26 protein-coding genes are annotated in these 25,766 nt (G+C 33.3%); 17 read left to right on the top strand and 9 right to left on the bottom strand.

The window, feature by feature from the left end; all coding sequences use genetic code 11:
* Positions 1–236: 236 nt before the first annotated feature.
* Positions 237–776, top strand: coding sequence for a PTS sugar transporter subunit IIA (locus tag ACFCYN_RS01650; protein ID WP_375947120.1), 540 nt, complete (start codon positions 237–239; stop codon positions 774–776).
* Positions 777–802: 26 nt separating this feature from the next.
* On the opposite strand, the gene ACFCYN_RS01645 is transcribed toward ACFCYN_RS01650, so the two are convergent.
* Positions 803–1,852, bottom strand: a complete 1,050-nt coding sequence (locus tag ACFCYN_RS01645; protein ID WP_375947118.1) for an acyltransferase family protein — start codon at positions 1,850–1,852, stop codon at positions 803–805.
* Positions 1,853–2,211: 359 nt separating this feature from the next.
* Between ACFCYN_RS01645 and ACFCYN_RS01640 the strand changes: the two genes are divergently transcribed.
* The 6 genes from ACFCYN_RS01640 to ACFCYN_RS01615 all read left to right on the top strand — a co-directional run bounded on the left by ACFCYN_RS01640 (position 2,212) and on the right by ACFCYN_RS01615 (position 9,538).
* Complete coding sequence (locus ACFCYN_RS01640; protein ID WP_375947116.1) at positions 2,212–3,132, top strand: ABC transporter ATP-binding protein; 921 nt, start codon at positions 2,212–2,214, stop codon at positions 3,130–3,132.
* The gene (locus tag ACFCYN_RS01635) at positions 3,129–4,226 is read left to right on the top strand and encodes an ABC transporter permease (RefSeq protein WP_172446485.1); all 1,098 of its coding nucleotides are present in this window, start codon (positions 3,129–3,131) and stop codon (positions 4,224–4,226) included. Before ACFCYN_RS01640 ends, ACFCYN_RS01635 begins: the two co-directional genes overlap by 4 nt.
* 285 nt (positions 4,227–4,511) lie before the next feature.
* Positions 4,512–6,659, top strand: a complete 2,148-nt coding sequence (locus ACFCYN_RS01630; protein WP_375947113.1) for a YhgE/Pip family protein — start codon at positions 4,512–4,514, stop codon at positions 6,657–6,659.
* 100 nt (positions 6,660–6,759) lie between these two features.
* A complete protein-coding gene (locus ACFCYN_RS01625) occupies positions 6,760–7,695 on the top strand; it encodes a glycosyltransferase family 2 protein (protein WP_172446483.1) in 936 nt (311 codons plus the stop codon).
* Positions 7,696–7,808: 113 nt separating this feature from the next.
* Positions 7,809–8,795 carry a YeiH family protein gene (locus ACFCYN_RS01620; protein ID WP_375947111.1) on the top strand — a complete coding sequence of 329 codons (987 nt, stop codon included), beginning with the start codon at positions 7,809–7,811 and terminating at the stop codon, positions 8,793–8,795.
* A 74-nt stretch (positions 8,796–8,869) separates the two neighbouring features.
* On the top strand, positions 8,870–9,538 hold the full coding sequence (locus tag ACFCYN_RS01615; RefSeq protein WP_375947109.1) for a uracil-DNA glycosylase: 669 nt from the start codon (positions 8,870–8,872) through the stop codon (positions 9,536–9,538).
* Positions 9,539–9,988: 450 nt separating this feature from the next.
* Here the strand turns inward: ACFCYN_RS01615 and ACFCYN_RS01610 are convergent, their stop codons facing one another.
* The gene (locus ACFCYN_RS01610; RefSeq protein WP_375947107.1) at positions 9,989–10,801 is read right to left on the bottom strand and encodes a Cof-type HAD-IIB family hydrolase; all 813 of its coding nucleotides are present in this window, start codon (positions 10,799–10,801) and stop codon (positions 9,989–9,991) included.
* Positions 10,802–10,937: 136 nt separating this feature from the next.
* On the opposite strand from ACFCYN_RS01610, the gene ACFCYN_RS01605 reads away from it, so the two are divergent.
* Positions 10,938–11,225, top strand: a complete 288-nt coding sequence (locus tag ACFCYN_RS01605) for a YwdI family protein (protein WP_375947105.1) — start codon at positions 10,938–10,940, stop codon at positions 11,223–11,225.
* An 18-nt stretch (positions 11,226–11,243) separates the two neighbouring features.
* Positions 11,244–11,609, top strand: coding sequence for a DUF423 domain-containing protein (locus tag ACFCYN_RS01600; RefSeq protein WP_375947103.1), 366 nt, complete (start codon positions 11,244–11,246; stop codon positions 11,607–11,609).
* Between the two features lie 51 nt (positions 11,610–11,660).
* Here the strand turns inward: ACFCYN_RS01600 and gerQ are convergent, their stop codons facing one another.
* The 3 genes from gerQ to hemQ form a co-directional block, all read right to left on the bottom strand.
* Positions 11,661–12,047 (bottom strand): spore coat protein GerQ, encoded by a 387-nt coding sequence (gene gerQ / locus ACFCYN_RS01595; protein WP_375947101.1) that lies wholly within the window; start codon positions 12,045–12,047, stop codon positions 11,661–11,663.
* Positions 12,048–12,075: 28 nt separating this feature from the next.
* Positions 12,076–12,504: a cell wall hydrolase gene (locus ACFCYN_RS01590; RefSeq protein ID WP_098118990.1), complete on the bottom strand. Its 429-nt coding sequence runs from the start codon at positions 12,502–12,504 to the stop codon at positions 12,076–12,078.
* A 220-nt stretch (positions 12,505–12,724) separates the two neighbouring features.
* A complete protein-coding gene (hemQ, locus tag ACFCYN_RS01585; RefSeq protein WP_098118989.1) occupies positions 12,725–13,471 on the bottom strand; it encodes a hydrogen peroxide-dependent heme synthase in 747 nt (248 codons plus the stop codon).
* A 235-nt stretch (positions 13,472–13,706) separates the two neighbouring features.
* Between hemQ and pta the strand changes: the two genes are divergently transcribed.
* Complete coding sequence (gene pta / locus ACFCYN_RS01580) at positions 13,707–14,678, top strand: phosphate acetyltransferase (RefSeq protein WP_172446478.1); 972 nt, start codon at positions 13,707–13,709, stop codon at positions 14,676–14,678.
* Positions 14,679–14,845: 167 nt separating this feature from the next.
* On the opposite strand, the gene lipL is transcribed toward pta, so the two are convergent.
* On the bottom strand, positions 14,846–15,694 hold the full coding sequence (gene lipL, locus ACFCYN_RS01575; protein WP_375947098.1) for an octanoyl-[GcvH]:protein N-octanoyltransferase: 849 nt from the start codon (positions 15,692–15,694) through the stop codon (positions 14,846–14,848).
* Between the two features lie 200 nt (positions 15,695–15,894).
* Here lipL and ACFCYN_RS01570 point away from each other — a divergent pair, with 200 nt between their 5' ends.
* Positions 15,895–16,818, top strand: coding sequence for an iron-hydroxamate ABC transporter substrate-binding protein (locus ACFCYN_RS01570; protein ID WP_172446476.1), 924 nt, complete (start codon positions 15,895–15,897; stop codon positions 16,816–16,818).
* 98 nt (positions 16,819–16,916) lie between these two features.
* Here ACFCYN_RS01570 and ACFCYN_RS01565 read toward each other — a convergent pair whose 3' ends face one another.
* Positions 16,917–17,759: an RsfA family transcriptional regulator gene (locus ACFCYN_RS01565; protein ID WP_172447738.1), complete on the bottom strand. Its 843-nt coding sequence runs from the start codon at positions 17,757–17,759 to the stop codon at positions 16,917–16,919.
* A 218-nt stretch (positions 17,760–17,977) separates the two neighbouring features.
* On the opposite strand from ACFCYN_RS01565, the gene ACFCYN_RS01560 reads away from it, so the two are divergent.
* Positions 17,978–18,205, top strand: a complete 228-nt coding sequence (locus tag ACFCYN_RS01560; protein WP_172446475.1) for a YuzB family protein — start codon at positions 17,978–17,980, stop codon at positions 18,203–18,205.
* Positions 18,206–18,391: 186 nt separating this feature from the next.
* Complete coding sequence (locus ACFCYN_RS01555; RefSeq protein ID WP_375947095.1) at positions 18,392–19,705, top strand: HD domain-containing protein; 1,314 nt, start codon at positions 18,392–18,394, stop codon at positions 19,703–19,705.
* A gap of 107 nt (positions 19,706–19,812) precedes the next feature.
* On the opposite strand, the gene ACFCYN_RS01550 is transcribed toward ACFCYN_RS01555, so the two are convergent.
* Positions 19,813–19,998, bottom strand: a complete 186-nt coding sequence (locus ACFCYN_RS01550) for a 2-hydroxymuconate tautomerase (RefSeq protein ID WP_098118983.1) — start codon at positions 19,996–19,998, stop codon at positions 19,813–19,815.
* A 168-nt stretch (positions 19,999–20,166) separates the two neighbouring features.
* On the opposite strand from ACFCYN_RS01550, the gene ACFCYN_RS01545 reads away from it, so the two are divergent.
* Both ACFCYN_RS01545 and ACFCYN_RS01540 read left to right on the top strand, forming a co-directional pair.
* Entirely contained in the window at positions 20,167–20,835 is a 669-nt protein-coding gene (locus ACFCYN_RS01545) for a site-2 protease family protein (RefSeq protein ID WP_375947093.1), read from the top strand.
* 21 nt (positions 20,836–20,856) lie between these two features.
* Positions 20,857–21,369 carry a YwhD family protein gene (locus ACFCYN_RS01540; protein WP_172446472.1) on the top strand — a complete coding sequence of 171 codons (513 nt, stop codon included), beginning with the start codon at positions 20,857–20,859 and terminating at the stop codon, positions 21,367–21,369.
* 272 nt (positions 21,370–21,641) lie between these two features.
* On the opposite strand, the gene ACFCYN_RS01535 is transcribed toward ACFCYN_RS01540, so the two are convergent.
* A complete protein-coding gene (locus ACFCYN_RS01535; RefSeq protein WP_375947091.1) occupies positions 21,642–23,660 on the bottom strand; it encodes a transglycosylase domain-containing protein in 2,019 nt (672 codons plus the stop codon).
* 291 nt (positions 23,661–23,951) lie between these two features.
* Between ACFCYN_RS01535 and speE the strand changes: the two genes are divergently transcribed.
* Positions 23,952–24,779, top strand: coding sequence for a spermidine synthase (gene speE / locus ACFCYN_RS01530; RefSeq protein WP_025671010.1), 828 nt, complete (start codon positions 23,952–23,954; stop codon positions 24,777–24,779).
* Between the two features lie 13 nt (positions 24,780–24,792).
* On the top strand, positions 24,793–25,665 hold the full coding sequence (speB, locus tag ACFCYN_RS01525) for an agmatinase (protein WP_098118979.1): 873 nt from the start codon (positions 24,793–24,795) through the stop codon (positions 25,663–25,665).
* Positions 25,666–25,766 lie beyond the last annotated feature (101 nt).

Raw genomic sequence — 25,766 nt, 5'->3', positions numbered from 1 at the left:
ATTGTACATTGTCATTTTATCAAATATTGTTATTTTGTAGAAACTAGCTGGAAAGTAAGAAAATGAAGGGATTTCATGACTTTTATTGAAGACAAAATACAATTTTATTAATATTTCAATAAAATTTCACTTTTTATTAGGCAAAAAAGTGTTTTTTCTGTTAGGATAATTAGTATTATTTTCTATGAAAAGATAATGATAAGATTGGAATCTATTTTAAAGAAAAGGTGAGTTTTATGTTTAACAAACTAAAGAAAATGTTCGGTTTAGAGGAAGAACAGCAAGACGGTACTACTCAAGCATCTGCTCCTGCAGCTAAACAAGTTGCAATTAAAGCGCCATTAACTGGAGAAGTACACCCACTATCTGATGTACCAGATCCGGTATTTGCTGAAAAAATGATGGGTGATGGGTTCGCTATTACACCTTCAGAAGGTGTTGTTGTTGCTCCTTTTGACGGAGAAATTGTACAAGTATTCCATACAAAACATGCGATTGGAATTCGTTCAAAAGATGGCGTAGAGATTTTAATTCATGTTGGATTAGAGACAGTTAAACTTAACGGTGAAGGTTTCGACGCACATGTAACTGAAGGACAAAATGTTAATGCTGGAGATCACCTATTAACATTCAACATTGATTACATAAAAGAAAACGCAAAGAGTACAATTACTCCGGTGATCTTTACAAATGGAGATGTACTAGAAAATATTAATATTACAGCTTCAGGCTCAGTTCAAAAAGGTACTGATGCAGCTGTTGTTACTTTAAAATAAAAAAAATAGCCCTCGGGCTATTTTTTTTATGCTGTTCTTACTTTTAAATTTTGCTTACGCTTTACATTTAAACCAATAAAGAACGGCTTTATCGTAGGCTGAGATTCAATAATAAATTTCTTAGTCAACATAGGAACGGCTAAACCAATGACTGTGTACAATAACGGACCATAATCGAAAAACTGTGAAATAACAGCATTCGCAAAAATATGGATGTACATAATTGTTAGTGATTCTTTACCAAAGATTGTGCATGGTTGTACGAATTGTAGCTTCGCGAGCTTTTGGCATAAAAATAACACTGCAATGGTCATCGTAATTGGAATTAACGCATCTAAAAATAAATGATCGTATCTTAAATATTTAAGACTTAAATGATAGTCTAATTTATTCATTTTATATAATGTCATATATAAAATGCTTAGCGAGATACATGAAATACCAATGAAGCTAGAAATAGATGCAATAAATTTTTTTGCAAAGAAACCTAGTCCTAAAAAGAATATCGCTAGTAAAGCCACATCCATATTCCATGGAATCGAAATTTGATTAAAGGTGTTTTTACCGATATGTGGAATTAATTTAATTGTTTCAAAATGCGCAATTAAATAGCAAGCGATCACAATGGAAAGGCGAACAATATTCTTTTTAAAATATAAACAGATTAACGCAAACAGTATTTGTGTAATAAATAAACATGTTATATACCAGAATACGCCATGCACTCCTGTAATAAATCTACCACCGATTAATAATGAAATGACTTCATTTGATAAGTTTGAAGCACTAATCGTACCTCTAAGCACCTCTGTTGTAATGTCATATAAGCTAAATAGTACTAAATACGTACAATAAGGTACCAGCAATCTACAAGTTAGTTTTTTAATAAAAAATTTCAGTTCACTGACAGAATTAACTGGTTTAAATAAATAGCCACTAATAATAAAAAATAGGGGCATATGGAACCAGTAAATAAAAGTAATAGAATTCGGACCTTCTGTAGAATGACCATAAACAACCAAAAAGATACCGATCATTTTGGCAACATCCAACCATTTTTCACGTTCTATTCTCATTTTTATCACCTTGTTTTTATGGCCGTGTAAAAGATACCAACACAAAAAACATAGCCATTTTATTTGTTTTATGTCCAACATATTGTAAACGATGAGTATTACAGAGTGACAACATGGACGTTACAATAAAGTTATAAAATGTAAATGATTATTACATAAATGGTACTAATTGTTTTAGAAGTCTTGTATAGTATGGAATAAGAATAGATGGAAAAAAATGTAATTTTATCATTAAAAATTATTAATGTTTATCTTTTTCGACAAATAAATTAAATTTTGCATTATATACTTAGCAGGCTGATTAAAAAAAGAAATTTCATTCTTTTTAATAGTTAATTAGACGAGGTGAAGATAAAACAATGAGTTCAATTATTGAAGTTGAAAACCTTAAAAAGCGTTATGGAAATTTTTATGCAGTAGATGGAATTAGTTTTGAAGTTGAAAAAGGTGAAGTTTTTGGATTGCTTGGCCCAAATGGAGCAGGCAAATCTACAACAATGGAAATGCTTGTAGGCTTAAGAAAGCCAGATGAAGGAGCTGCTACGATTGCAGGGCATAAGATTGGGAAGGACTCAAATAAAATAAAACAAGAGATTGGTATACAGCTTCAGTCGACATCTTTGTTCGATTTGTTAAAAGTAAAAGAAATCATTGAGATGTATGCTAGCTTCTATCCAAGTCATATCCCAATTCAACCATTGATTGATGAAATGCTATTAACCGAAAAGCAAAATAGTCTAGTAAAAGGACTATCTGGAGGGCAAAAGCAGCGATTAGCGATCGCGTTAGCGTTGATTCATGACCCTCAAATTATATTCTTAGATGAGCCAACTACAGGACTTGACCCACAAGCTCGCAGAACATTATGGGACATCATTTTAAAGCTAAAAGAACGCGGTAAAACAGTTGTATTATCAACTCACTACATGGATGAGGCTCATGTATTAGCCGATCGAATCGGCATTATGGATAAAGGAAAATTAATTGCCCTTGATACACCAAATAATTTAGTTAGTTCAATCTCGGCTGAAAGTGCGATTGAATTTAAAACTAAATCGCCAGAGCAAGAAGATAAGTTTACACATTTAGATAGTGTAATGAATGTTGTCATAAATCATGATTTCGTTACATTGTATACGCGTAATCTTCAAGCTACTTTAATGGCTTTATTAGAGTATACAAAACAAGAAGATATGACGATTTCTGATTTATCAACAAGAACCGCTACTCTTGAGGATGTATTCCTACATATGACTGGAAGGGGGTTGCGTGAAGAATGAAGGCTTATTATCAATTGACTTTAGCACAACTTCGAATTTATGTGCGTAATCGTCAAGCCTTAGTCTGGACACTACTGTTTCCATTTTTCTTTATGATTATTTTCGGACTAATATTTAACGATGGGAATACAACTAGCTATTCAGTAAATTTAATTGACTATGACAAATCTCAAGCAAGTAAACAGATCACTGCAGTTTTGGATAGCCAGAAATCGCTAAAAATTCATAAAAAAACGAATGAATTAAAATCAAAAAAATTATTATCTGACGGAAAAACAGACTTTGTTATCGTCATTAACAAAGGCTTTCAAGACCAGGTGAAGTCTAAACAACAAACTGCACCTGCACAATTAAAAGTACTTTATAACGAAAGTAATTCGGCCCAGCTCCAAGGGGGAATTGCTACAATTACAGCGAATGTGGATGCCGCAAGTAAACAAATGGCAGGATACACGCCAAAAATTGTTACAAACTTTAAAGGTGTAGCCGGGATTACACTTTCTTACTTAGATTTTTTAGTACCTGGAATTATTGCAATGCAAATCATGAATAACAATATGAATGGTGTCGCAGGCCAAATTGCATCGTGGAGAGAGCGAGGCGTTTTAAGAAGGATGCAAGGCACTACATTAAGGGCCTCTACATTTATTGCAGCACAAATAACAGCTAGACTAATATTAAATAGCTTACAAGCAATTTTAACGCTATTAATTGGCTATTTTGGGTTCGATGTCAGTATTCGAGGGTCATTTTTATTAGTTGTATTGTTTGTAATATTAGGCACATTAACGTTTATGAGTATTGGTTTTATTATTGCAAGTCTAGCAAAAAGTCCAGAAAGTGCTGGGCCAATTGCAGGTTTCTTATCGTTCCCGCTTATGTTTTTAGGTGGAGTATTTTTCCCAATCAATAATATGCCGGAATATTTACAGCCAATTATAAAAACAATTCCGATTACGCATTTATCAACAGCGATGCGAGATATTATGAATGTCGGAGCAACCTTTGGAGATCTACTCCCTGACTTCGGCTGGTTATGCGTCTGGATGGTTGTAAGCTTCTTAATCGCTGCTCGTACGTTTAGATGGGAGTAGACTTAAGATAAGGACCTATTTAGAAGACTTTCGCTAATTTAAAGCGAAGGTCTTTTTTTATTAAGCTATTTTTGATTTCTCCTATCCTTGCTTCCTAGAATAGTTATGAATTTTTTATTGCATACTATATGAAATTAATTTTTTTTCTAAACCAAGGCAGGAAGAAAAGAAGAACAATAAGGAAAGAATGTGGAGATTGTTTTGGTTTTTTTTAAATCTTTTCCTAGCCAAACTCCTTCATTCTAAGTACTTTCAAAACTTTATTTAAGATTAGGTGAGTTATAGATGAATTCAATTTTTGAAATTTATTTTCGTGATGTGAAACGAATTGTGACTAATTGGGCAGCTTTAATGATTATCGCTGGCTTAATTATCATGCCTTCAATGTATGCGTGGTTTAATATAAAGTCTTCGTGGAATCCGTATGGAAATACGAAGGGCTTAAAGATTGCTGTCGTAAATGAGGACAGTGGTGCAACTGTTTTAAATAATAAGATAAATATCGGAAATGAAGTAATTAATTCATTAAAAGAAAGTCCTACGCTTGGCTGGCGATTTACAAGCAGGGATAAGGCAAATGAAGGGGTCAAACAAGGAAAATATTATGCTAGCATTATGATTCCGAAAGATTTTTCCGAGAAAATTAGTACGGTATTAACAGATAATCCCAAAAAACCTGAACTTATTTATCAAGTAAATGAAAAGCTTAATATTATTGCTCCTAAATATACAGAGAAAGGTGCAACGGGTATTGCGAGCGAGATTACAAAGAAATTTGAAAAGACCGTCAGTAAAGAAGTACTACAGGAATTTAATATAATAGGAATTGATTTGCAAACGAACTTACCTGAAATAAAACAATTTGAGCGAATGGTTTTTAAGCTAGAAAAAGACTTGCCTGAAATAAAATCTGAGGTAAATAAGGCATTAAATGATTACAGTAAAGTACAAGGAGTCATTCAAACAGCTAATAAAGATATTGAATTGATCAATCAGATCGTTTCAAACGGTGAGAAGCTGACTGGTAGTTTAAATGGATTTTTTAATCAAGTTAATCAATCGATACATAATGCAATTCCATTTTTTAAACAGACTCTTAATCTACTCCATGGCCAATCAGCTGTCATTCAAAGCACTTTATCACAAATACAGAATCAGGGTATTAATCATGATGAGTCAACAAGGCTATCAGATGAAATGGGACAAATTATTCCAAATTCAAGAAATATAATCCCTTCTTTAATTCAAGTGCTTCAATCGTTTAATAGTCTAAATACTACAGTAAATTTCAATAAAGATATTAACTCACTAAAACAATTGGATGCAGACCTAGCGACAATTCAAAGTGAAAATGATCAAATAAAAAGGGAAATTCAAAACGGGGGCAATGTGCCTACAGATTTACTTCAGAAAATGAGTGAACGTGCAAATAATATAAATAATACGTTAGCGAGTTTAAATTCAAATTTTGACCAAGATTTTGTGCCAAAGCTAAATGAGGCATCGAGATTAGTGAATGAATCCATTAAAAATAGCCAGACGATATTGACTGATGCTAAAAAAAATATACCGACCATTAAAGGGGTACTTGCTGATACATCCCATTTATTAGAGACAAAAAAGGGTGATATACAGCAATTAATTAATGAATTCCCTCTGATTGAAACAAAAATTAAAAAATTAGCTAATGAGATTAGAAAAGCCGAAGAAAAAGGAAGTATCGAGGATTTAATAAATTTTCTTCGGACAGATATCGAAAAGGTAAGTGACTTTTATTCAAGTCCAATTGAAATAAAGAAAGAGCGGATGTTCCCAATACCGAATTATGGTACAGGAATGACACCATTTTATACTACTTTGTCATTATGGGTAGGCGCATTATTAATGGTTTCTTTATTAACCACAGAAGTTCATGAAGAGAAATCTTATAAAAGTAGAGAAATTTACTTTGGGAGATTATTAACTTTCATTTCGATTGGTATATTTCAAACACTAGTCGTAACTACTGGCAATTTCCTAATTTTAGGAACATATGCAGCAAGTAAAGGTTATTTTATTTTCTTCGCACTATTGATTAGCATCGTATTTACATTGATTGTTTATACGCTTGTTTCGGTCTTTGGTAACGTTGGGAAAGGCATCGGTATAATCTTCCTAGTTCTTCAAATATCTGGTGCTGGGGGAGTCTACCCAATTCAAGTAACTCCGCCATTTTTCCAAAAAATCAACCCATTTTTACCGTTTACTTATGCACTAAGCTTGTTAAGAGAGGCTACCGGTGGAATCATTTGGAATACTGTTCAAAGGGATCTTCTGACACTATCTCTATTTGTCATTATTGCAATTATAATAGGTGTAGTTTTTAAAGCGCCAATTAATAAAAGAGCTAGTAAAATAGTGGATCTTTCTAAAAAAAGTAAACTCATTCATTAGTTTCCAAAAAATACAAATTGGAATGAAAATGATTGAACTGTTTCGCCAAGTGCTATAACATAGATAAAAGTTATCATTTCATAGCTTTTAGGAGAAGTAGGTGTTTAGTTTGAAAATATCAGTTGTAGTTTATTGTTATAACAGTGGAGAAAATTTAGAAAGATTTCACGTTAACTTATCAAATACATTAAAATTACTTAAAGACGATTATGAAATTATATATATAAACGATGGAAGTGAAGATGATACATTATTAGCACTTCAAGTTGTTGCAAACCATAGCAATCATTTGAAATATATCTCGTTTACTCGTCACTTTGGAAGAGAAGGTGCACTGTACGCTGGTCTTGAACACTCGAAAGGTGAGGTAGTCGTGTTAATGGATGGAAGCTTTATACATCCACCAAACGTTATTCTTGAGATGATGGATGAATACCAAAAGGGTAATAACCATGTACTTGCTTCAAAAAAATTAGAGAATTCAGTTCTAAAAAAAGCGAAAAAAGGCATTGTTGAGAAATTCATTAGAAAATTTGTTGATCCTGACATTTTGCAAAATGAATCTGACTTTCGTTTGTTAAGCAGAAAAGTAGTTAATGCAATTTTAAGTATGCCTGAATCAAATCGTTATTCAAAAGGTATGTTTAATTGGATTGGATTTAAAATAAAAGAAATCGAGTATGAAATCACGTCAAGAATAATTAATAAAGAGTCAGAAGTAAAGAAGCTTGATTCTATGAAAAGGTCCATTGAGTATATTCTTTGTTTTAATACGAGGCCATTGAGATTGTTAACTAAAATTGGTTTACTATTAATTGGCATTAGTCTTGTGATCTTTATTATGATGAGTTTTAAAGTACTTTTGGTAGGGATTAGAATACCTGGCTTATATACAATTTCCAATTTCATTATGTTATTTGGAGGAGTCCAACTATTGATGATTGGTGTATTAGGCGAATATTTAGGAAAGACATATTATGAAGCAAAAAGAAGACCTCAGTACATTGTAGAATCTTCAAGCTACAATGAAGAGTGAATTTTTTATATGATAAATTTGGAAATTCGGCAAGAATATTGTCGAATTTCTTTTTTCGTTACATAATAATGAAAGATAGAATTAAATATTATATTGAAAACTTGGAGATTATTATGGGGATTGTTTTGAAGATTATTCCAGGGTTAGTTATTTGTCTTATTATCGCGCTTGTTAGTCAATCACTTTCTTATATATTGCCAATTGGAGCAGCTACATTTTCAATTCTAATAGGGCTTTTAATCGGTAATACTGTTCACTTAAAGTCTTATTTTGAAGGCGGTAGAAAGTTTGCAGAAAGTAAATTATTGGAGATATCAATTTTTTTATTAGGAGCAACTATAAGTGTTCAAATGATTAGCTTATTGGGTTTAAAAGGCATTATTTTAATCGTAACTCAAATGTGTTTTGTGATCATTTTTACGATTTGGATCGGCGAAAAATTAGGTTTTGGATTGAACTTTAGTTATTTAATGGCAAGTGGAAATGCAGTATGTGGCTCATCAGCAATTGGTGCTACAGCTCCTGCAATTCATGCTACTCAAGAAGAAAAAGGCTTGGCTGTGACACTTGTAAATATGATGGGAACAGTCTTGATGTTTATCCTGCCTGTTATCGCTTCTGTTTTATATCACTCGCAAACTTTGCCGACTTCTGCGTTAATCGGGAGCACCTTACAATCAGTTGGTCAAGTTGTTGCCAGCGGTAGTTTGGTGAACGATGAGGTAAAAAATTATGCGACTTTATTTAAATTAATTCGTGTAGTTTTTCTTGTTTTTGTAGTGTTCAGTTTATCGAATATAAAGAGAAGAAACTTATCTACTGAGGACTCAAGTGAAAAAGTAAGAATCCAATTTCCTTGGTATGTAATTGGTTTTGTGATCCTGTGTGTTTTATATAGTTTAGGAGTGCTACCAAGTTGGGCTGCAACTATTTCTAATAATACAAGTCACTTGCTTGAAATTATTGCACTGGCTGCTATAGGATTGAACGTAAATTTAAAACGAATTATTAAACAAGGGAAATTACTATCTCTATACGCACTGAGTATTGTAGGCTTTCAAATACTATTAGCAATTTTATTAATTCAACTATTCTATTGAGCTGAGGACAACGACAATAAACAACAAATAAAGACTATTTCTCGGGAAATTTCGTCAGGAAAGGTGGTATTTCATTGCTTCAACTATCGTCACAGTGGAGAGAAAAATTAAAATTAGAATTTGACAAACCATATTTTAAAGATTTAATGCGTTTTCTAGAAGAAGAATATAAGAATCAAACTATTTATCCTGAGAAAGATCATTTATTTCAAGCGTTAAATGAATGTTCATATGAAGATTGTAAAGTAGTCATCTTAGGACAAGATCCGTACCATCAACCAGGTCAAGCGCATGGATTAAGCTTTTCTGTATTACCAGGAGTAAAAATACCACCTTCTTTAAGAAATATTTATAAAGAACTAAACAGTGATTTAGGCATAGACATCCCAACAAGTGGCTATTTAAATAATTGGGCAAACCAAGGCATCTTGTTATTGAATACAGTTCTAACAGTTCGCGAAGGTGAACCCAACTCGCATAAAAATAAAGGGTGGGAAGTATTTACAAATACAATCTTATCTGAACTAAATAAACACGAACGTCCGATTATTTTCGTTCTATGGGGAAAACACGCCCAAGCAAAAGAAGAATTAATTACAAGTAGCCGTCATGCAATATTAAAAGCCCACCATCCGAGCCCATTATCTGCTAGTAGAGGATTCTTTGGAAGTAAACCATTTTCACAAATTAATCAAAAATTAGAAGAGTTCAAAATGGAAGCAATTGATTGGGCAGTAAAATAGATATATCAATATCAAGAAAGATGCTGTCTTATGAGGCAGCTTCTTTTGATTCCGCATGGAACGCGAACACTTTGTGTATTTTGTTGATAAACCTGTGAACTTTATTGATAAAGTAGTTATTTTTGTTGATAAAATAGAAAGTTTTATCGATAAAACCATAATATTTGTTGATAAGATGCTTGTACTTGTGTAGGAGAGGGGTGTTCACACTAATAATTAAGCGGGTATCTCATGAGTATACGAAATATCAACGAGATTTGACCATATATCAACGGGATTAAACACTATATCAACGAGATCTAGCCATATATCAACGAGGTTCACAACTTTATCAATATTGTTCACCTAGTGTTCGCGTTAACAAGATGATAAACACTCAAAATTTCAGTACATAAAAAAAGATAACCCATCATTCTTGCGGGTTATCATACGTTTACTATGATCACATCATTATTGATTATTCAGTATAAACTTCTCAACAACTTGTGCCACACCATCTTCATTATTAGTGGCAGTTACATAGTCTGCTTGTTGCTTAATTTCTTCAGGAGCATTCCCCATCGCTACACCTAGACCTGCGAATTTAATCATCGGAAGGTCATTATATCCGTCACCTACAGCGATGACTTCATCTTGGCGAATTCCTAGGATTTGAATTAAATGATTAAGGCTTTTTCCTTTATCTACTTCAATATTCGTTAGTTCTAAGAAGAATGGTTTCGAACGCATGACGCTGATTTTACCTTCGAGCTCTTTTTGGAGAATTTTTTCAACTTGAGCCAGTTTTTCTGGGTCTTCTAACATTAATAATTTTACTACGTCTTTTTGCACATGGCCGGTGAAGCTACTTACTTCTTTAATAGGCATACCTGTAAGCTCGCCTTCAATATCAGTGTATTGATTGCCTTGTTCAGTAATAATATCATTTTCAATATATGTATGAACGAACACATTATGTTTTTTACTAATTTCGTAAAGTTCATGGGCTTGGTCTTTTGTTAATGCGCATTCATAAACATTATTTTTAGTTCGATAGTCAGTAATAATTCCACCATTAAATGATAAAACATAACTACCATAATCATGAAGTAATAGCTCTTCTGCCAACTTATGCATTGCAAATGTTGGTCTACCAGAAGCTAATACTACTTTAACACCTATATCTTGTGCTTTTAGTAAAGCTTCTTTAGTTCGTGGAGAAATCACATGATGATCTGTCAAAAGTGTGTCATCGATGTCTAATACAATCATTTTATAGTCCAAAATAATACCTCCTAAAATTAACCTTTTTAGTATACCACCGTTCCACTAAAATAGTGCTTAATTAGGTTGTTATTCGCTTTCATAAAAAAGCCATAGTATAATATGGTTTATTGGATTGTGTTAAAAAAGTTTGGTGGTGATTTATCTGAATATCAGTGTAGAAAAAGTAATCCAGCAAATTGAAAATGAGTTACAAAAGGCGAAAGTAAATACACAAATGCCAGGTCAATTTCGAGAAAGAATAGCGAGTATTCGTTCTTTATGCGAGCTACTTCTTGAAGATGAGAGTAGTGTAGAGGTTATCAAAAGTGTAATAACTAGTAATGTTATTCAATCAATACCAAGTCAGCCTTTTATGTCTCAGCCGTCTGTTATGCCTAAAATGGATGATTCGGAACAAGGCGGATCATTATTAGATTTTTAAGATATAGGGGGAGAAGAAGTGAAATTATTTTTCTTGTTTGGTAGTATTTTTGCATTTTTATCTATCGCATTAGGTGCCTTTGGAGCACATGGACTTGAGGGGAAAATTTCTGAAAAATCACTAGAAGTTTGGCATAAAGCTGTTCAATATCAAATGTTCCAAACAGGTGGATTATTTATTATTGCATTTTTAATTGATAAATATGGATCATCAACTCAATTAATGTGGGCGGGATGGTTATCGGTAATAGGAATAATCTTATTCTCTGGAAGCTTGTACATATTAAGTGTATCTGGCATTAAAATACTAGGTGCAATTACTCCGTTAGGAGGATTAGCATTTTTAGTTGCTTGGATCTTAGTAGGAATTTCAGTTATGAAATAAAAAAAGTGTTCAATAGTAGTGCGATTTTGCACTGTATTGAACACTTTTTTTCTAAAGCTGATAAGGGAGAGCTATTTCTTCGTCAAATGTGACGTAGTCTAGGTAAATTGTCAGTAATACGAAAGTTTTCGTTGAATTTACATCTCTGAGTACAATATGATCACGTCCTGCTCCCATAATATACCCGACGAATACTTGTTGTTGGTGACCAGTGAATGTCATATAAACAGTAGCAATTTTCCCACGATTAGCTCTAAGTATATTTTCTACATAGGATTGTTCAAAAAGACCAGCCGGGGTGGTAACTTGACCCTGCTGAGTGATCATGCCACCTGATGGAGCTGCAAATCCTTGCCCTTGCCCAGTTTGTTGCCCTTGTCCCTGGGTAGGTTGAGCCGCACGATAAATATTTTGATAATATTCGAAAGGATTACTCAAAGAAAAAACCTCCCTTAGTTAAATCATTTTAAACACTGTAAACTTTCGGACAATCTTGAGAAGTTGGTTGGTAAAAGCAATGTGACTTATATCTTCCTGCTAGTTTTTGGTTAAACCAAGTTCCTGGGCATGAGCCTGCCGGGCGGAAGAACCATAGGCCATAAGTTGCAGGCCAAAAACGTTGTCCTGCTATTACTTTTCTAGAAAGTTCAATATCTTGATCGCGTGCACGTTGATAAAAGTATGATTTTTGCACGGCTTCAAAACCACCAGGATTCTGATAAACCATATCTGTTAGACTCCGAATATCTCTAAAATCTAAGCAGTCACATAAAACCCTGTTAACACAGACATTTCCAACCATTAACATACCTTCTTTACCTTCGCCTTCAGCTTCAGCACGCATTAATCTTGCAAGCAATGAAACTTCAGCTTCGGTATAACGAATTACAGCCATAAAAAAGCCTCCTCATCCGAATTAAATACTCTGCACGAATCCCAAAAGGTGATCGGAAAGCGAGGACTAATTAGTTCGTTCACTACTGTAACTATATTAAAATTGAAAGAAACATATGACACCTTTTCCAAAAGGGAAATAAAAAAACTTCTCAAAAAGAGAAGTCTTTTAATTTATATACTATGACTGATCGTATATAGAGGATACCCTAAGTATTCAATTATACGTAAAGATATTTTGAGAATGCGTCTTCTTTTAAGATCGTTCCAACAAAGAATGAACCAAATACACCATAACGTGCACTTACTTCATCAAAGCGCATTTCATAAATTAATTTTTTGAACTGAAGTACATCTTCAGCAAATAGTGTAACGCCCCACTCGTAATCATCAAATCCAACTGAACCAGTAATGATTTGTTTAACTTTTCCAGCGTAACCTCGTCCAATTTTTCCGTGGCTGTACATCATTTCTTTACGAGCTCCTGAAGGAAGCATGTACCAGTTATCTTCACCTTCACGCTTTTTATCCATTGGATAGAAGCATACATACTGAGATTTTGGTAATGCAGGGTAAAGTCTAGAGCGAACATGAGGATTTTGATATGGATCACCATCTTCTTCGCTTAAGTAATTACTTAATTCAACTACAGAAACGTATGAATAAGTAGGAATCATAAATTGAGACAGTGTAGTTTTGTTTATTTCTGTTTCAATATGTAGTAATTCATCCATAGTAGGTCGTAAAACCATAAACATCATATCTGCCTTTTGACCTAAAATGTTGTAAATAGCATGGCTACCTTCACCAGCATCGGCAACTTGATTCCATTTTGAGAATACTTGTTGGAATTCTGTGATCGCTAATTGACGCTCATCACTGCTTAATTGTTTAAAAGCATGCCAATCCATACTTCTAAAGTCATGTAAACAATACCAACCATCTAAAGTTTTTGCAGCTTCACTCATTTTAAATCCCCCAAACGTTATCGTATTGATTTTCATTTATATAGCATACTACAATTAAAAGTATTTTGTAAAAACATACAAAATTATACAGTAACCTAATTTATTTAGAAAATTAGGAATTAATTTACTTTAAATGATAGCGCTTTATTAAATATATTATATTTTTCATTACTCTAAAAAGGTTTTATTCTAATTATATACAAATAAAATAATTTTAAATATGTTGGAGGCTATTATGAGTAATCTATTTGAAAGCATTAAGCAAAAAGTATCAGGTAAAGGTATTTCAATTGTTTTACCAGAAGGTTTAGATGAGAGAATCTTAACAGCAGCTGATAGACTAGCAAAAGAAGAAGTACTAAAACCAATTTTAATAGGTAATGTAGAAAGCGTTAAAGAAAAAGCAAGTAGTTTAGGCTTAGAGCTTCAAGGAGTAGAAATTTTAGACCCATCTACTTATGAAAAAATGGAAGAACTAGTTGCTTCTTTTGTTGAGCGTCGCAAAGGAAAAGCAACAGAAGAGCAAGCACGTAAAGCACTATTAGATCCGAACTACTTCGGAACAATGCTAGTTTATGCAAATAAAGCGAATGGGCTAGTTAGTGGTGCAACACATTCAACTGCAGACACAGTACGTCCAGCACTTCAAATTATTAAAACTAAACCAGGTGTTACAAAAACATCAGGTGTATTTATTATGGTTCGTGAAGATGAAAAATACGTATTTGCAGACTGTGCGATTAACATTGCCCCAAATAGCCAAGACTTAGCTGAAATTGCTATTGAAAGTGCAAAAACAGCAAAATTATTTGATATTGAACCAAAAATTGCAATGTTAAGCTTTTCAACAAAAGGTTCAGCAAAATCACCTGAAACTGAAAAAGTTGCTGAAGCGGTTAAAATTGCAAAAGAACTTGCACCTGAATTAACTTTAGATGGTGAGTTCCAATTTGATGCTGCGTTTGTACCATCTGTAGCAAAAAGTAAAGCACCAGATTCAGTTATTAAAGGTGATGCTAATACATTCGTATTCCCAAGCTTAGAAGCAGGAAACATTGGTTATAAAATTGCTCAACGATTAGGTAATTTCGAAGCAATCGGACCAATCTTACAAGGACTAAATATGCCTGTTAATGACCTATCTCGTGGTTGTAACAGTGAAGACGTTTATAAATTATCAATTATTACTGCTGCTCAGTCACTGTAAGGGTAGACCTGATATTTTTCTTTGATATATAGAAAGAGTGCTCGGGAGTCATTGGACTTTAGAGCACTCTTTTTTAGTTTGATGGCATGGAGATAGGAACTAAATTTGAACACAAAAAACCACAAGAAAAAGTAATCTTGTGGTTCTTTTACATTCTTATCCTTCTCTTAACATTCTTGCATCGAACTCAATTCCGAGTTACGGTCAATCATTCGCTGCAAATGGTAATTATATAAATCTATTTCATCACCAAATAAAGAGCTAGGAGTTAGTTTAGGGGTTAATTTAATTAGAGATTGTAACAGTCTCTTCATTGTATCTGTAACGGTAATTTCAGCTGATAATAGCTCGCTAAGTGATGCCATTGTATTTGGCATAATGGTAGGGTAGTTAAATGAAGTTTCTTGGTTATTGATCGCTATCTCATAAAAGTCTTTGACAATGGAAGCACGTTTTGAACCACTCTCGTTAACACATAAATATATTTGGACGGCAACGCCTTTACGTATACGGCGTTGAGAAATCCCTGCGAATTTCTTTCCATCGATGCTTAAATCAAAATCTCCGGGACAATAAGATCCAACGATTTCTTTTGCGACTATTTTATCAGTTAAGTCTTTAAACATATCTTGAATTAGTGCATACATCATTTCATAACCGTCATTAATTTGAAGCTTATGCTCAGCCTCTGGAAAGATTATTGAAATATTTAAAACACCTTCATCTAATACAACAGCAAGCCCACCTGAATTTCGTACAATTGCTGTATAACCTTGGCTATTAAGATAATTAACACCATTCACTAAATTCGGTAATCTAGTATCTTGTATACCTAGAACAATAGTATTGTGGTGCACCCATGTTCTGATTGTTGGTGGAGACTCCAGTCTTCCAATTTTTGTACATAATGTGTCATCTAATGCAAAAGATTGTTTTGCTTCAAAGGAAGGACCTAACGTTGAGCCGTCTATAAAGCGTATTTCATCATTTTGTAATCGATTTAAATATTGATTCATTAAATAAAGCCCCTTAGAGTTTATGCGTTTGTTTCCTTATTTTAGCATGATTTTTAACTAAGTAAAAAAACTTCATATTCTAAAAATTAACTATTAATTGACAATACATAAAATACAAATTATAGTAAATTAAGTAATGAAAATGATAATCGTTATCAATTAATTCAAAGTGGATAAATTTTCGTAAAAAGGAGAAACAAATGAAAAAGTTATTATTACCGTTTATTTTAGTTTTTGTATTAATCATAAGTGCATGTAGCAATAATTCTTCAGATCAGAAGGCTAGTACGACAAGTAAAAACGATCACGTAAAAACATTTACATACCAATCTGAAACAGGACCTGTTGATGTACCTACACATCCAAAACGCGTGATTCTACTATCAGGTTTTACTGGTAATGTTATTTCCCTAGGAGTTAATGTCGTTGGGGTAGATGTTTGGTCAAAGAATAATCCAACCTTTAAGAAGGAATTAAAAGACGTAGCGGAAGTATCTGATGATAATCTAGAAAAAATTATTGAATTAAAGCCAGACTTAATTATTGGATTATCAAATATTAAAAATATTGATAAATTGAAAGAGATTGCTCCAACAGTGACTTACACATGGGGTAAATTAGACTATTTATCACAGCATGTAGAAATTGGTAAGCTTTTAAACAAAGAGAAAGAAGCGAAAAGCTGGGTTAATGACTTCAAGCAACGCGCTGAAAAAACTGGAGATGATATTCGCGCTAAAATTGGTCAAGACGCTACAGTATCAGTATTCGAATCATATGATAAGCAGCTTTACGTATTCGGCAATAACTGGGCTCGTGGAACTGAAATACTTTATCAAGCTATGAAATTAAAAATGCCTGAAAAAGTAAAAGAAGTAGCATTAAAGGACGGATATTATACGCTTTCCACAGAAGTACTACCACAGTATGCGGGAGATTATATTATTATAAGTCAGTATGCAAATGCAGATATTTCTTTCAAAAAGACAGACACATTTAAGTCGATACCTGCTGTAAAAAATAATCACGTATATGAAATGCCTGGAAACGGCGCTTCATTTAGTGATCCTGTAACACTCGATAAACAGCTAGCATTCTTTAAAAAGTCATTTTTAGGAAATTAATAGATTATAGGGACTACCCGTAAATATATTTTATAACTAAAAATAGAGAAACGAGTTTTAATTTAAGAACTCGTTTCTCTATTTTTCTACAGATTATGTTATTCTGCAATTTTTTCTAAATTTCCGTTCTTATCCATTCTAAAGGATGTTGCTGCTGGTTTCTCTTCCTCTTCAAACAATACTAATTTTCTAGCGCGATTCATTATTTTCATCATTGTTTCATAGTCTTCTTGAACAGTAGTAGCATCTTTTTCAAGTTTTTCTACTTGTCTCTGTAACTGTGAATTTCGTTCCTGTAATTGCATAAGCTCTCTTTTTAACTGATCATTCTCACGGACTAAGCGATCACTACCAATTTGATTACTAGAAAGGCCTTGTAAAAACTGAATGACATCAAACATTGTAATTGAGCTTTTTCTTGTATTACTTGGTGAAGGTGATGAAGCCTGTGCTTGGTATTGATTTTGTACTAAAGGAATATTTGAAAAGATTTCAGTTTTCGGTTCTTCATCATGTAAAACCTCATCGTCTGTTTCAAATTGATCATTAGTTTCCACAAAAGATCCAAATTCTTGATCAAGTTCAACACCATATTCTAAATCTTGCTCATCATTTAAATAACGATCAAAATTACTAGATACATCTGTTTGTATATAACTAGATTCAGAAGGTGTATATAATAATTTTTTCTTAGCATCCTCGCCTTTAGCGTGTCGAAGCTTTTCTTTGCGGAATTTTTTTGCTAATTGTAGTGCTTTTTCATAATTATAACGAACTACAGCATTCCAACGAAAACCGCATGCGGCAGAAGTACGTTCTAAAACATCGCCAACTTCTTCAAAGGCATTCAACTGAGTGCTTCCTTCGCGCACGTGGCGTAAAACAGTTTCCGCTAAAAGTAAATCATTCTCTTCAGTCCAAGCATCTTGTCTTAATTTCATCATAGAAATTTCCCCTCAACTTTCTTTTATTCAATTGTTAACTCATTTAATTTCTAGCTGAATAATAGAAGTTTGGACAAAAAAATAGAAAACTATACAAAAAATAGTAGAATACTATTTGAGTGTGATTTATTAGGAAAACTTGCATGTCTTTTTGGGAACGAGTAAAATTACTGCTAAGTATGTTCAATAAAGAACAGAAAGGATTGTAAAAGAAAATGTCAAACGAATTTAGAATATGTGATGATTGCCAGGCGACGAATATTAAGACTTTAGTCCCTCGCTTAAAACGAATAGATGAAGATGCAGAGGTTAAAATCGGATGCCAATCTTATTGTGGACCAGGACGAAAAAAATCGTTTTGCTTTGTCAATAACCGTCCATTATCTGCACCAAACGAAGATGATCTAATTGTTAAGATAAAGTCAAAACTAGGTAAGAATTAAACGTTCCTTCATCTTTAGGAGCGTTTTTTTGATATAATAGATTGAAATGTGGAGAAATCTTTCGCAACGATTAGAACAATAAAAAGTGTCGCTTACTATTGATTATAGAAATAAAAGAGACATGTTCAGATAACAAGTAATTTAGCATATAAAGAAATAGTGTACATATTGAAAGGGGGCCAACATATGACATATCGTTTCCAAAAGCTATATGAGGAAAAAGTATTTAAAGATCCAGTACATCGTTATATACACGTAAGAGATCAAGTTATCTGGGATTTAATTGGGACTAAGGAATTTCAGAGACTAAGAAGAATTAAGCAGCTCGGTACTACATATCTTACGTTTCATGGAGCTGAGCATAGTCGATTTACTCATTCGCTTGGCGTTTATGAAATTATAAGGCGAATGGTAGATGATGTATTTTCAGGCCGTCCTGAATGGAATGAGGATGATCGTTTATTAGCTCTTTGTGCTGGGTTGTTGCATGATGTTGGTCACGGACCTTTTTCACATACGTTTGAGAAGATATTTAATTTAGACCATGAAGAGTTAACTAGAGAAATTATAGAGGGTTCAACGGAAATTAATAAAATTTTAAAAAAGGTTGGGGATGACTTTCCTAAGCAGGTTTCGGAAATCATTGAGAAAACTTCGAAAAATAAGCTCGTTACAAGTATGATTTCAAGTCAGATTGATGCAGATCGTATGGACTATCTTCTTAGAGATGCATATTACACTGGAGTAAGCTATGGTAATTTCGATATGGAACGTATATTGAGAATTATGCGTCCTCGTCCTGATGGCGTCGTTATTAAACAATCAGGTATGCATGCCGTTGAGCATTATTTAATCAGTCGATACCAAATGTATTGGCAGGTTTATTTTCATCCAGCGTCTAGAAGTGCTGAAGCAATTTTACTAAAAATATTACAAAGAGCTAAATATTTACATGAGGCAGGTTATCATTTTAATTATGTACCAGTTCATTTCGATCATCTTTTTGAAGGGAAGATTGATTTAGACGAATATATTAAATTAGACGAATCTGTACTCCTGTATTATTTTCAAGTGTGGCAAGAAGAATCCGACGAAATCTTGAGCGATCTATGCCAACGTTTCTTGAATCGAAATTTATTTAAATATGTCGATTTTGACACACAAACTCATACTGAAAAATTTGCTGAACTAAAGAAGCTATTTTTAGAAATAGATATTGATTCAGAATATTATTTAGTCATTGATACGATCTCAGATGAGGCTTATGATTATTTTAGATATGGTGAAGAAGACGGTAAGAAGCCAATATTATTGTTGCAAACGAACGGTGATTTAAAAGAAATCTCCCGTAAATCAGAGCTAGTCGATGGAATAACAGGGAAAGAACTATTCGATTCTAAGTTATTTTTCCCTTACGATTTAATCTATACAAACCCTGATGAGAAGAAAAAGAAAGTAATTGAAATGATTGAAGAAATAGCAGGAGCTAAAAGAAGATAAGCGTATTCGATTGAAGATACTCAAATTGCTTTTTGTAGAGTGGAAAACGATATTAAAAACAGTAAACGGATTTTAGTCCCGTTTACTGTTAATGTATGTAAGAATTTCTATTCGTCACTAAGGCGTTTGCCTGCAACTGCATAATGATTTTTTGTCATCTCTTCGATGAAAACAACAATCTTCTCAGTTGGTGCGCCTGTTGTTTCACTCACAGCAGCAGTAACTTTTTCTACTAAAGCTTTCTTTTGTTCTTCAGAGCGACCTTCTAGCATTTTTACTGTAACGTATGGCATAATATGACCTCCTTAGTTTTGTCATTTTTATTATAACTCAGGAAGTCAGAATAATAACGGTTAAATCATTAACATTGAAGAAATCATCATCAATAATTTAAACTTTTATAATAAACAGTTCAATAATTAGCAGTCACAAAAACAATTATTTCTTGAGAGGAGTCAAGAATGGGATCATTTTTTCAATATCCATTAAAAGATATACCATTAATTTTACTAGTTGTCGCAATTTCTCTATCAGTTCACGAATTTGCACACGCATATGTAGCTTATAAATTTGGGGATGACACGGCAAAAAAACAAGGCAGACTAACTCTTTCTCCATTTAAACATTTAGATATTTTCGGAACTATTGCCATCATTATATTAGGCTTTGGTTGGGCAAGACCAGTTCCGGTGAATCGCCATAACTTTAAAAATCCAAGAATTGCAGGGATTCTAACAACTGCAGCAGGTCCAATAAGTAACTTTATATTGGCAACACTTGGATTAATCGTTTATGCATTACTATTAAAGCATGGATTTTTTCATTCTTTCCCAGAAGCTTTAACGATTACTTTAAATTCGTTCTTTAGTATTTTCATACAAATGAATATTGTGCTATTTGTATTCAATTTAATTCCGCTTCCACCATTAGATGGATATCGGATCATAGAAGATTTAGCACCTAATGATATTCGTGCAAAAATGTCACAATACGAGCAGTATGGAGCATTTGTGTTCTTAGTTTTAGTATTAACTCCTTTAGATAACTATACAATACAACCAATTTTCGAGGTTGCTATACCTTCAGTTTTCCACTGGATTAATTCAATTGTTACAACATTAATTATGTAATTTACTATTAGGAGGCTAACGATGTCTGAACAACCAAAAAAGAAATCACTAGGATTCAATATATTAAAAAATGATTCAACGAGCGGGCATGGCGGTTTTGGTGTTGGGGCGATTAGTTTAGAAAATATCTCTCCTGTCTTTATTGATATACAAGAGAATGATGTTTTTGTAGATATCGGTGCAATGCACGCAAGAAGTTCAGTTGAAAAAGGAATTAAATTCTTAACAAAAGAGGAAGAGGTTCCTAATGGAAAACCATATTGGCTAGTATGGGTAGCAACTGAAAGAACTGAAAGCGGACCTTATTATGCAGGTGTAACTGGTTGCTATATGACAGTTGACCGTGAAGCTAGAAGGGGATATAAACTTCTTCCTGATCATGTAAATAAAATGGATAAAGCGATGAAACGAAAATTAATGGTTGATCATATGGATGAAAAGTCTCGTATATTATTAGCTGATTTTCTTAAGGCACACAATGAAGAGATGTGGAATAATTCATCTGACCAATTAAAAACAGAACTTTTAGGTTAATAAACTTTTAGCATATTTAGAGAGTGTAAATGAGTAGCAGAGAAAAACTTGATGTAGCTTCCAATATTAGGAATTAAGTTGCGTCTTTACATTAGCTAAAAAAGCGATCCAATCGGTAAGTTTTCTTTGCGAAAATTATAAAAAAAAAATGAAGAAAACGTCGAATAATCTTTTTACATTTATCACCAAATAAAGTAAACTAATATTAGCTTGGACAAAGCTAGGACTAGGACAAACAAAAGACCTTACCAATTTGGTGAGGTCTTTTGTTTTTAAGGTAAGTACTGGCTATACCAAGGTGTGTTATCCTGTTTTTCTTTTTTATGTTTCTTTGTCTTTTTTTTATTAATACAAGGTTTTGTAGGTTGTGTTCCTTTACGAAAATATAGGGAAACCTTTTCGCCACAACCTTCCTTATACAAAAGGCCAGTCTTTTCATCTACAGCAACTTTTACGATGTCTTTAGGTATTTTTGAATCTACTTTCTTATCTGATAGATTTGTAATAACCGATGCCCAAACCTTCTTTGCTAATGAAGTTTCTTCTGCAGATAAATTTGTTGAATGATCATAGCCTACCCATACTCCTACAACAAGATTGGAATGGAATCCTACCATCCAGCTATCCGTTTTCGTAGTTCCAGTTTTTCCATAATAATCCTTTGAAAGTTCAGGAATAATGCTTGTTCCCGTTACTGGTAAGTAGCTGGAGAAATTTGTATTGAACATTCCATTCATTAATTGTTTAAGAATAACCGTTTGATCTTTTTCTAATCTTTGTTTATGGTCAACCTTTCTTTTAAAGATTGATTTTCCAGATTGGGTTTTAATCTCACTTACAAAGTGTGGAGTCACATCTTTACCATTATTGGCGATTAATGCATACGCTCTTGTCATATCAAGTAAGGAAGCATCCTGCGTACCGAGTGCCATTGAAGGAAGCTTATTTTTAGGTGCGGTTAAATAGAATAGTTTCTGTGCTTTAATAAATTCATCTGCACCAATAGCCTGTTGAGTTTTCACTGCGAATATATTGTCTGAAACAGCAATAGCTTTAGCTAAAGAAATTTGGTCATGTGCATAAAGATGGCCACTATTTTTGGGACTATATGTATCGCCGTCCTCAAAATGAAATGTTGTCGGCTTACTTTGGAGCATTGTGGATGGTGTATATCCATTTTCAAGTGCACTATAATACAAAATTGGCTTTATTGTACTACCTACTTGCCTTTTTGATGCAACTGCGCGATTAAATAAAAATTGTCCTTTCTCACGTCCTCCAGTCATGCCTAAAACATTACCAGTTTGACTATCCAATACAATTACACTTGCTTGCAGATTAGGAAAAGGCTTAATATACTGATCAAATGCTTGGTCAATTTGATTTTGAATAGTTGGATTAAAGGTTGTATAAATTTTACTGCCATTATTATTGACGGATTGACCAATAGACTCTGTAATTTCTTTTTGAACACTTTGTTGAAAATAGGATGTAAAGGAAGAATTTGAAGTATGAATAATTGGCTTTAACTTAATAGACTCATTCATTGCATTTTTAACGGTATTTGAGTTAATTAATTTATTCTTTTCAAGTGCCGATAAAATACGCTGCTGTCTCCTTTTTACAGACGAAAAATGAATATAAGGGTCATAGATTGACGGATTAGCCGGAATGCTTAATAAAAAAGTTGATTCTCCAACGGTCAGTTGTTTCGTTTCCTTTCCTAAAAAGGTGTTTGCTGCGGTTTCGAGGCCATAAATACCGTGCCCAAAATAAATGGTGTTTAAATAAGCTTCTAAAATCTTGCTTTTTTTATAGGAAGACTCTAATTTCATCGTTAAATAAGCTTCTTTTATTTTACGACTAAGCGTTTTTTCTTGTGAAAGATATAAATTTTTAGCAAGTTGTTGAGTGATTGTGCTAGCCCCTTGGGCGTATTGACCTTTTGTTAAATTAACTAAAATAGCAGAACCTAGTCTTTTTAAATCGAAACCATGGTGATGAAAAAAATTCCGGTCCTCAGAAACTAAAACACTATTGATTGCAATCGGAGGTACATCTGCAATTTTTAACGTTTTTCGATTTTGAAGTAGTTGAGTTTTACTAATTATTTTATTATCGTGATCGTAATAGCTTGAATTCGATGCAATAAATAATGAAGGTTTTGTGGAAGTAATAGCCATAAAATAGACACATGATAAAAATAGAGAACCTAAAATTGAAATAACAGTAAGTAAAATGCCAATCTTTTGAAGGGTACGCCAATGAAAAGAGTAGTTGATATGATACAAAAAGTATCCTCCTCTCAATATAATTCTGTATTTTAATACTAGTATGGTAGATTAAGAGAATTTTTATACAAATTAATGTAGTAAAAAATATCAAATAATTTAGCTTTAAAAATCTTGCATTTCAGTGAAATTACTCTATACTTTTCTTTTGTACGGCAAAAAATTGTTGTAACAACACAAATCCGATAGGAATTAGGAAGAGTGGGGATAATACGAAACATAATCAACTAAGTTAATGCTACATTGTTATGTTTCAAACTAAATCTTGATAAAGAAGGGTAGATGCAACAAATGGAATTATGGTTTACTGAAAAACAAACAAAAAACTTTGGAATTACTGCTAAAATTAATAAAACTTTACATACAGAGCAAACTGAGTTTCAAAAGCTTGACATGGTAGAGACAGAAGAGTTCGGTAACATGCTTATTTTAGATGGTATGGTTATGACAACTCAAAAAGATGAGTTCGTATATCATGAGATGGTTGCTCATGTACCTTTATTCACACACCCAAATCCTGAAAACGTATTAGTAGTAGGTGGCGGTGACGGCGGTGTTATTCGCGAAGTATTAAAACACCCAAGTGTAAAGAAAGCAACTCTTGTTGAAATCGATGGAAAAGTAATTGAATACTCTAAAATATACTTACCTGAAATTGCAGGGAAATTAGAAGATCCACGCGTAGAAGTAAAAGTAGATGATGGATTTATGCATATTGCAAATAGTGAAAACGTATATGATGTAATTATGGTAGATTCAACTGAGCCAGTTGGTCCTGCAGTGAACTTATTTACAAAAGGCTTCTATGCTGGTATTTCTAAAGCGTTAAAAGAAGACGGCATTTTCGTAGCTCAAACGGACAACCCTTGGTTTACACCAGAGTTAATTACACAAGTTCAACGTGATGTAAGAGAAATCTTCCCAATCACTCGTTTATACATTGCAAATATTCCAACATATCCAAGTGGTATGTGGACATTTACAATTGGTTCGAAAAAACACGATCCACTTGAAGTAGAAGAGAATCGTTTCTTTGATATTGAGACAAAATATTATACAAAAGAGCTACACAAAGCAGCGTTCGTATTACCAAAATTTGTAGCTGATCTTACTAAATAAGGGGGGCTTAATTATGCGTTTTGATGAAGCATATTCTGGAAATGTATTTATTAAGAGTCATCCAAGCTTTGAAGAAAGTAAAGCTGTTATTTATGGTATGCCTATGGATTGGACTGTAAGCTTCCGTCCAGGTTCTCGTTTCGGTCCAACACGTATTCGTGAGGTTTCAATTGGGTTAGAGGAATATAGTCCATATCAAGATAAAGAACTAGAAGAAGTTAAATATTTTGACGCTGGGGATATCCCATTACCATTCGGTAACGCTCAAAGAAGCCTTGATATGATTGAAGACTATATTGATGGCCTATTAGCGGAAGGAAAATTCCCTCTAGGTATGGGTGGAGAGCATCTTGTATCTTGGCCTGTAATGAAAGCTATGTATAAGAAATACCCAGACTTAGCAATTATTCATTTTGATGCACATACTGATTTACGTGATTCATATGAAGGTGAGCCATTATCTCACTCAACGCCAATTAAAAAAGTTTGTGATTTAATTGGACCAAAAAATGTTTATTCATTCGGAATTCGTTCTGGTATGAAGGAAGAATTTGAATGGGCAAAAGAAGTTGGAATGAATTTATTTAAATTCGAAGTACTTGAGCCGTTAAAGAAAGTACTTCCAACACTTGCGGGTCGTCCAGTATATGTAACGATTGATATCGATGTACTAGACCCAGCGCATGCACCAGGAACGGGTACACTTGAAGCTGGTGGTATTACTTCAAAAGAAATGATTGATAGCATCTTAGCAATTGCTAACAGTGATATTAACGTTGTTGGGGCAGACTTAGTAGAAGTAGCTCCAGTGTATGATCATGCTGAGCAAACTCAAGTTGCAGCAAGTAAATTTATTCGTGAAATCCTATTAGGTTGGGTAAAATAATACGAATTGTGAAAGGCGATTTTTCGTTCATTAGAGCGAGAAATCGTCTTTTTTTTATATAGAATTTTGAATTTGAATAAAAAAATTTACTAAATATATGA

The organism is Gottfriedia sp. NPDC056225 (genome assembly GCF_042267765.1).
Lineage (GTDB): Bacteria > Bacillota > Bacilli > Bacillales > Bacillaceae_G > Gottfriedia.
The sequence above is the reverse complement of the archived record's forward strand: the minus strand, read 5'-3'. Positions and strand labels throughout refer to the sequence as shown.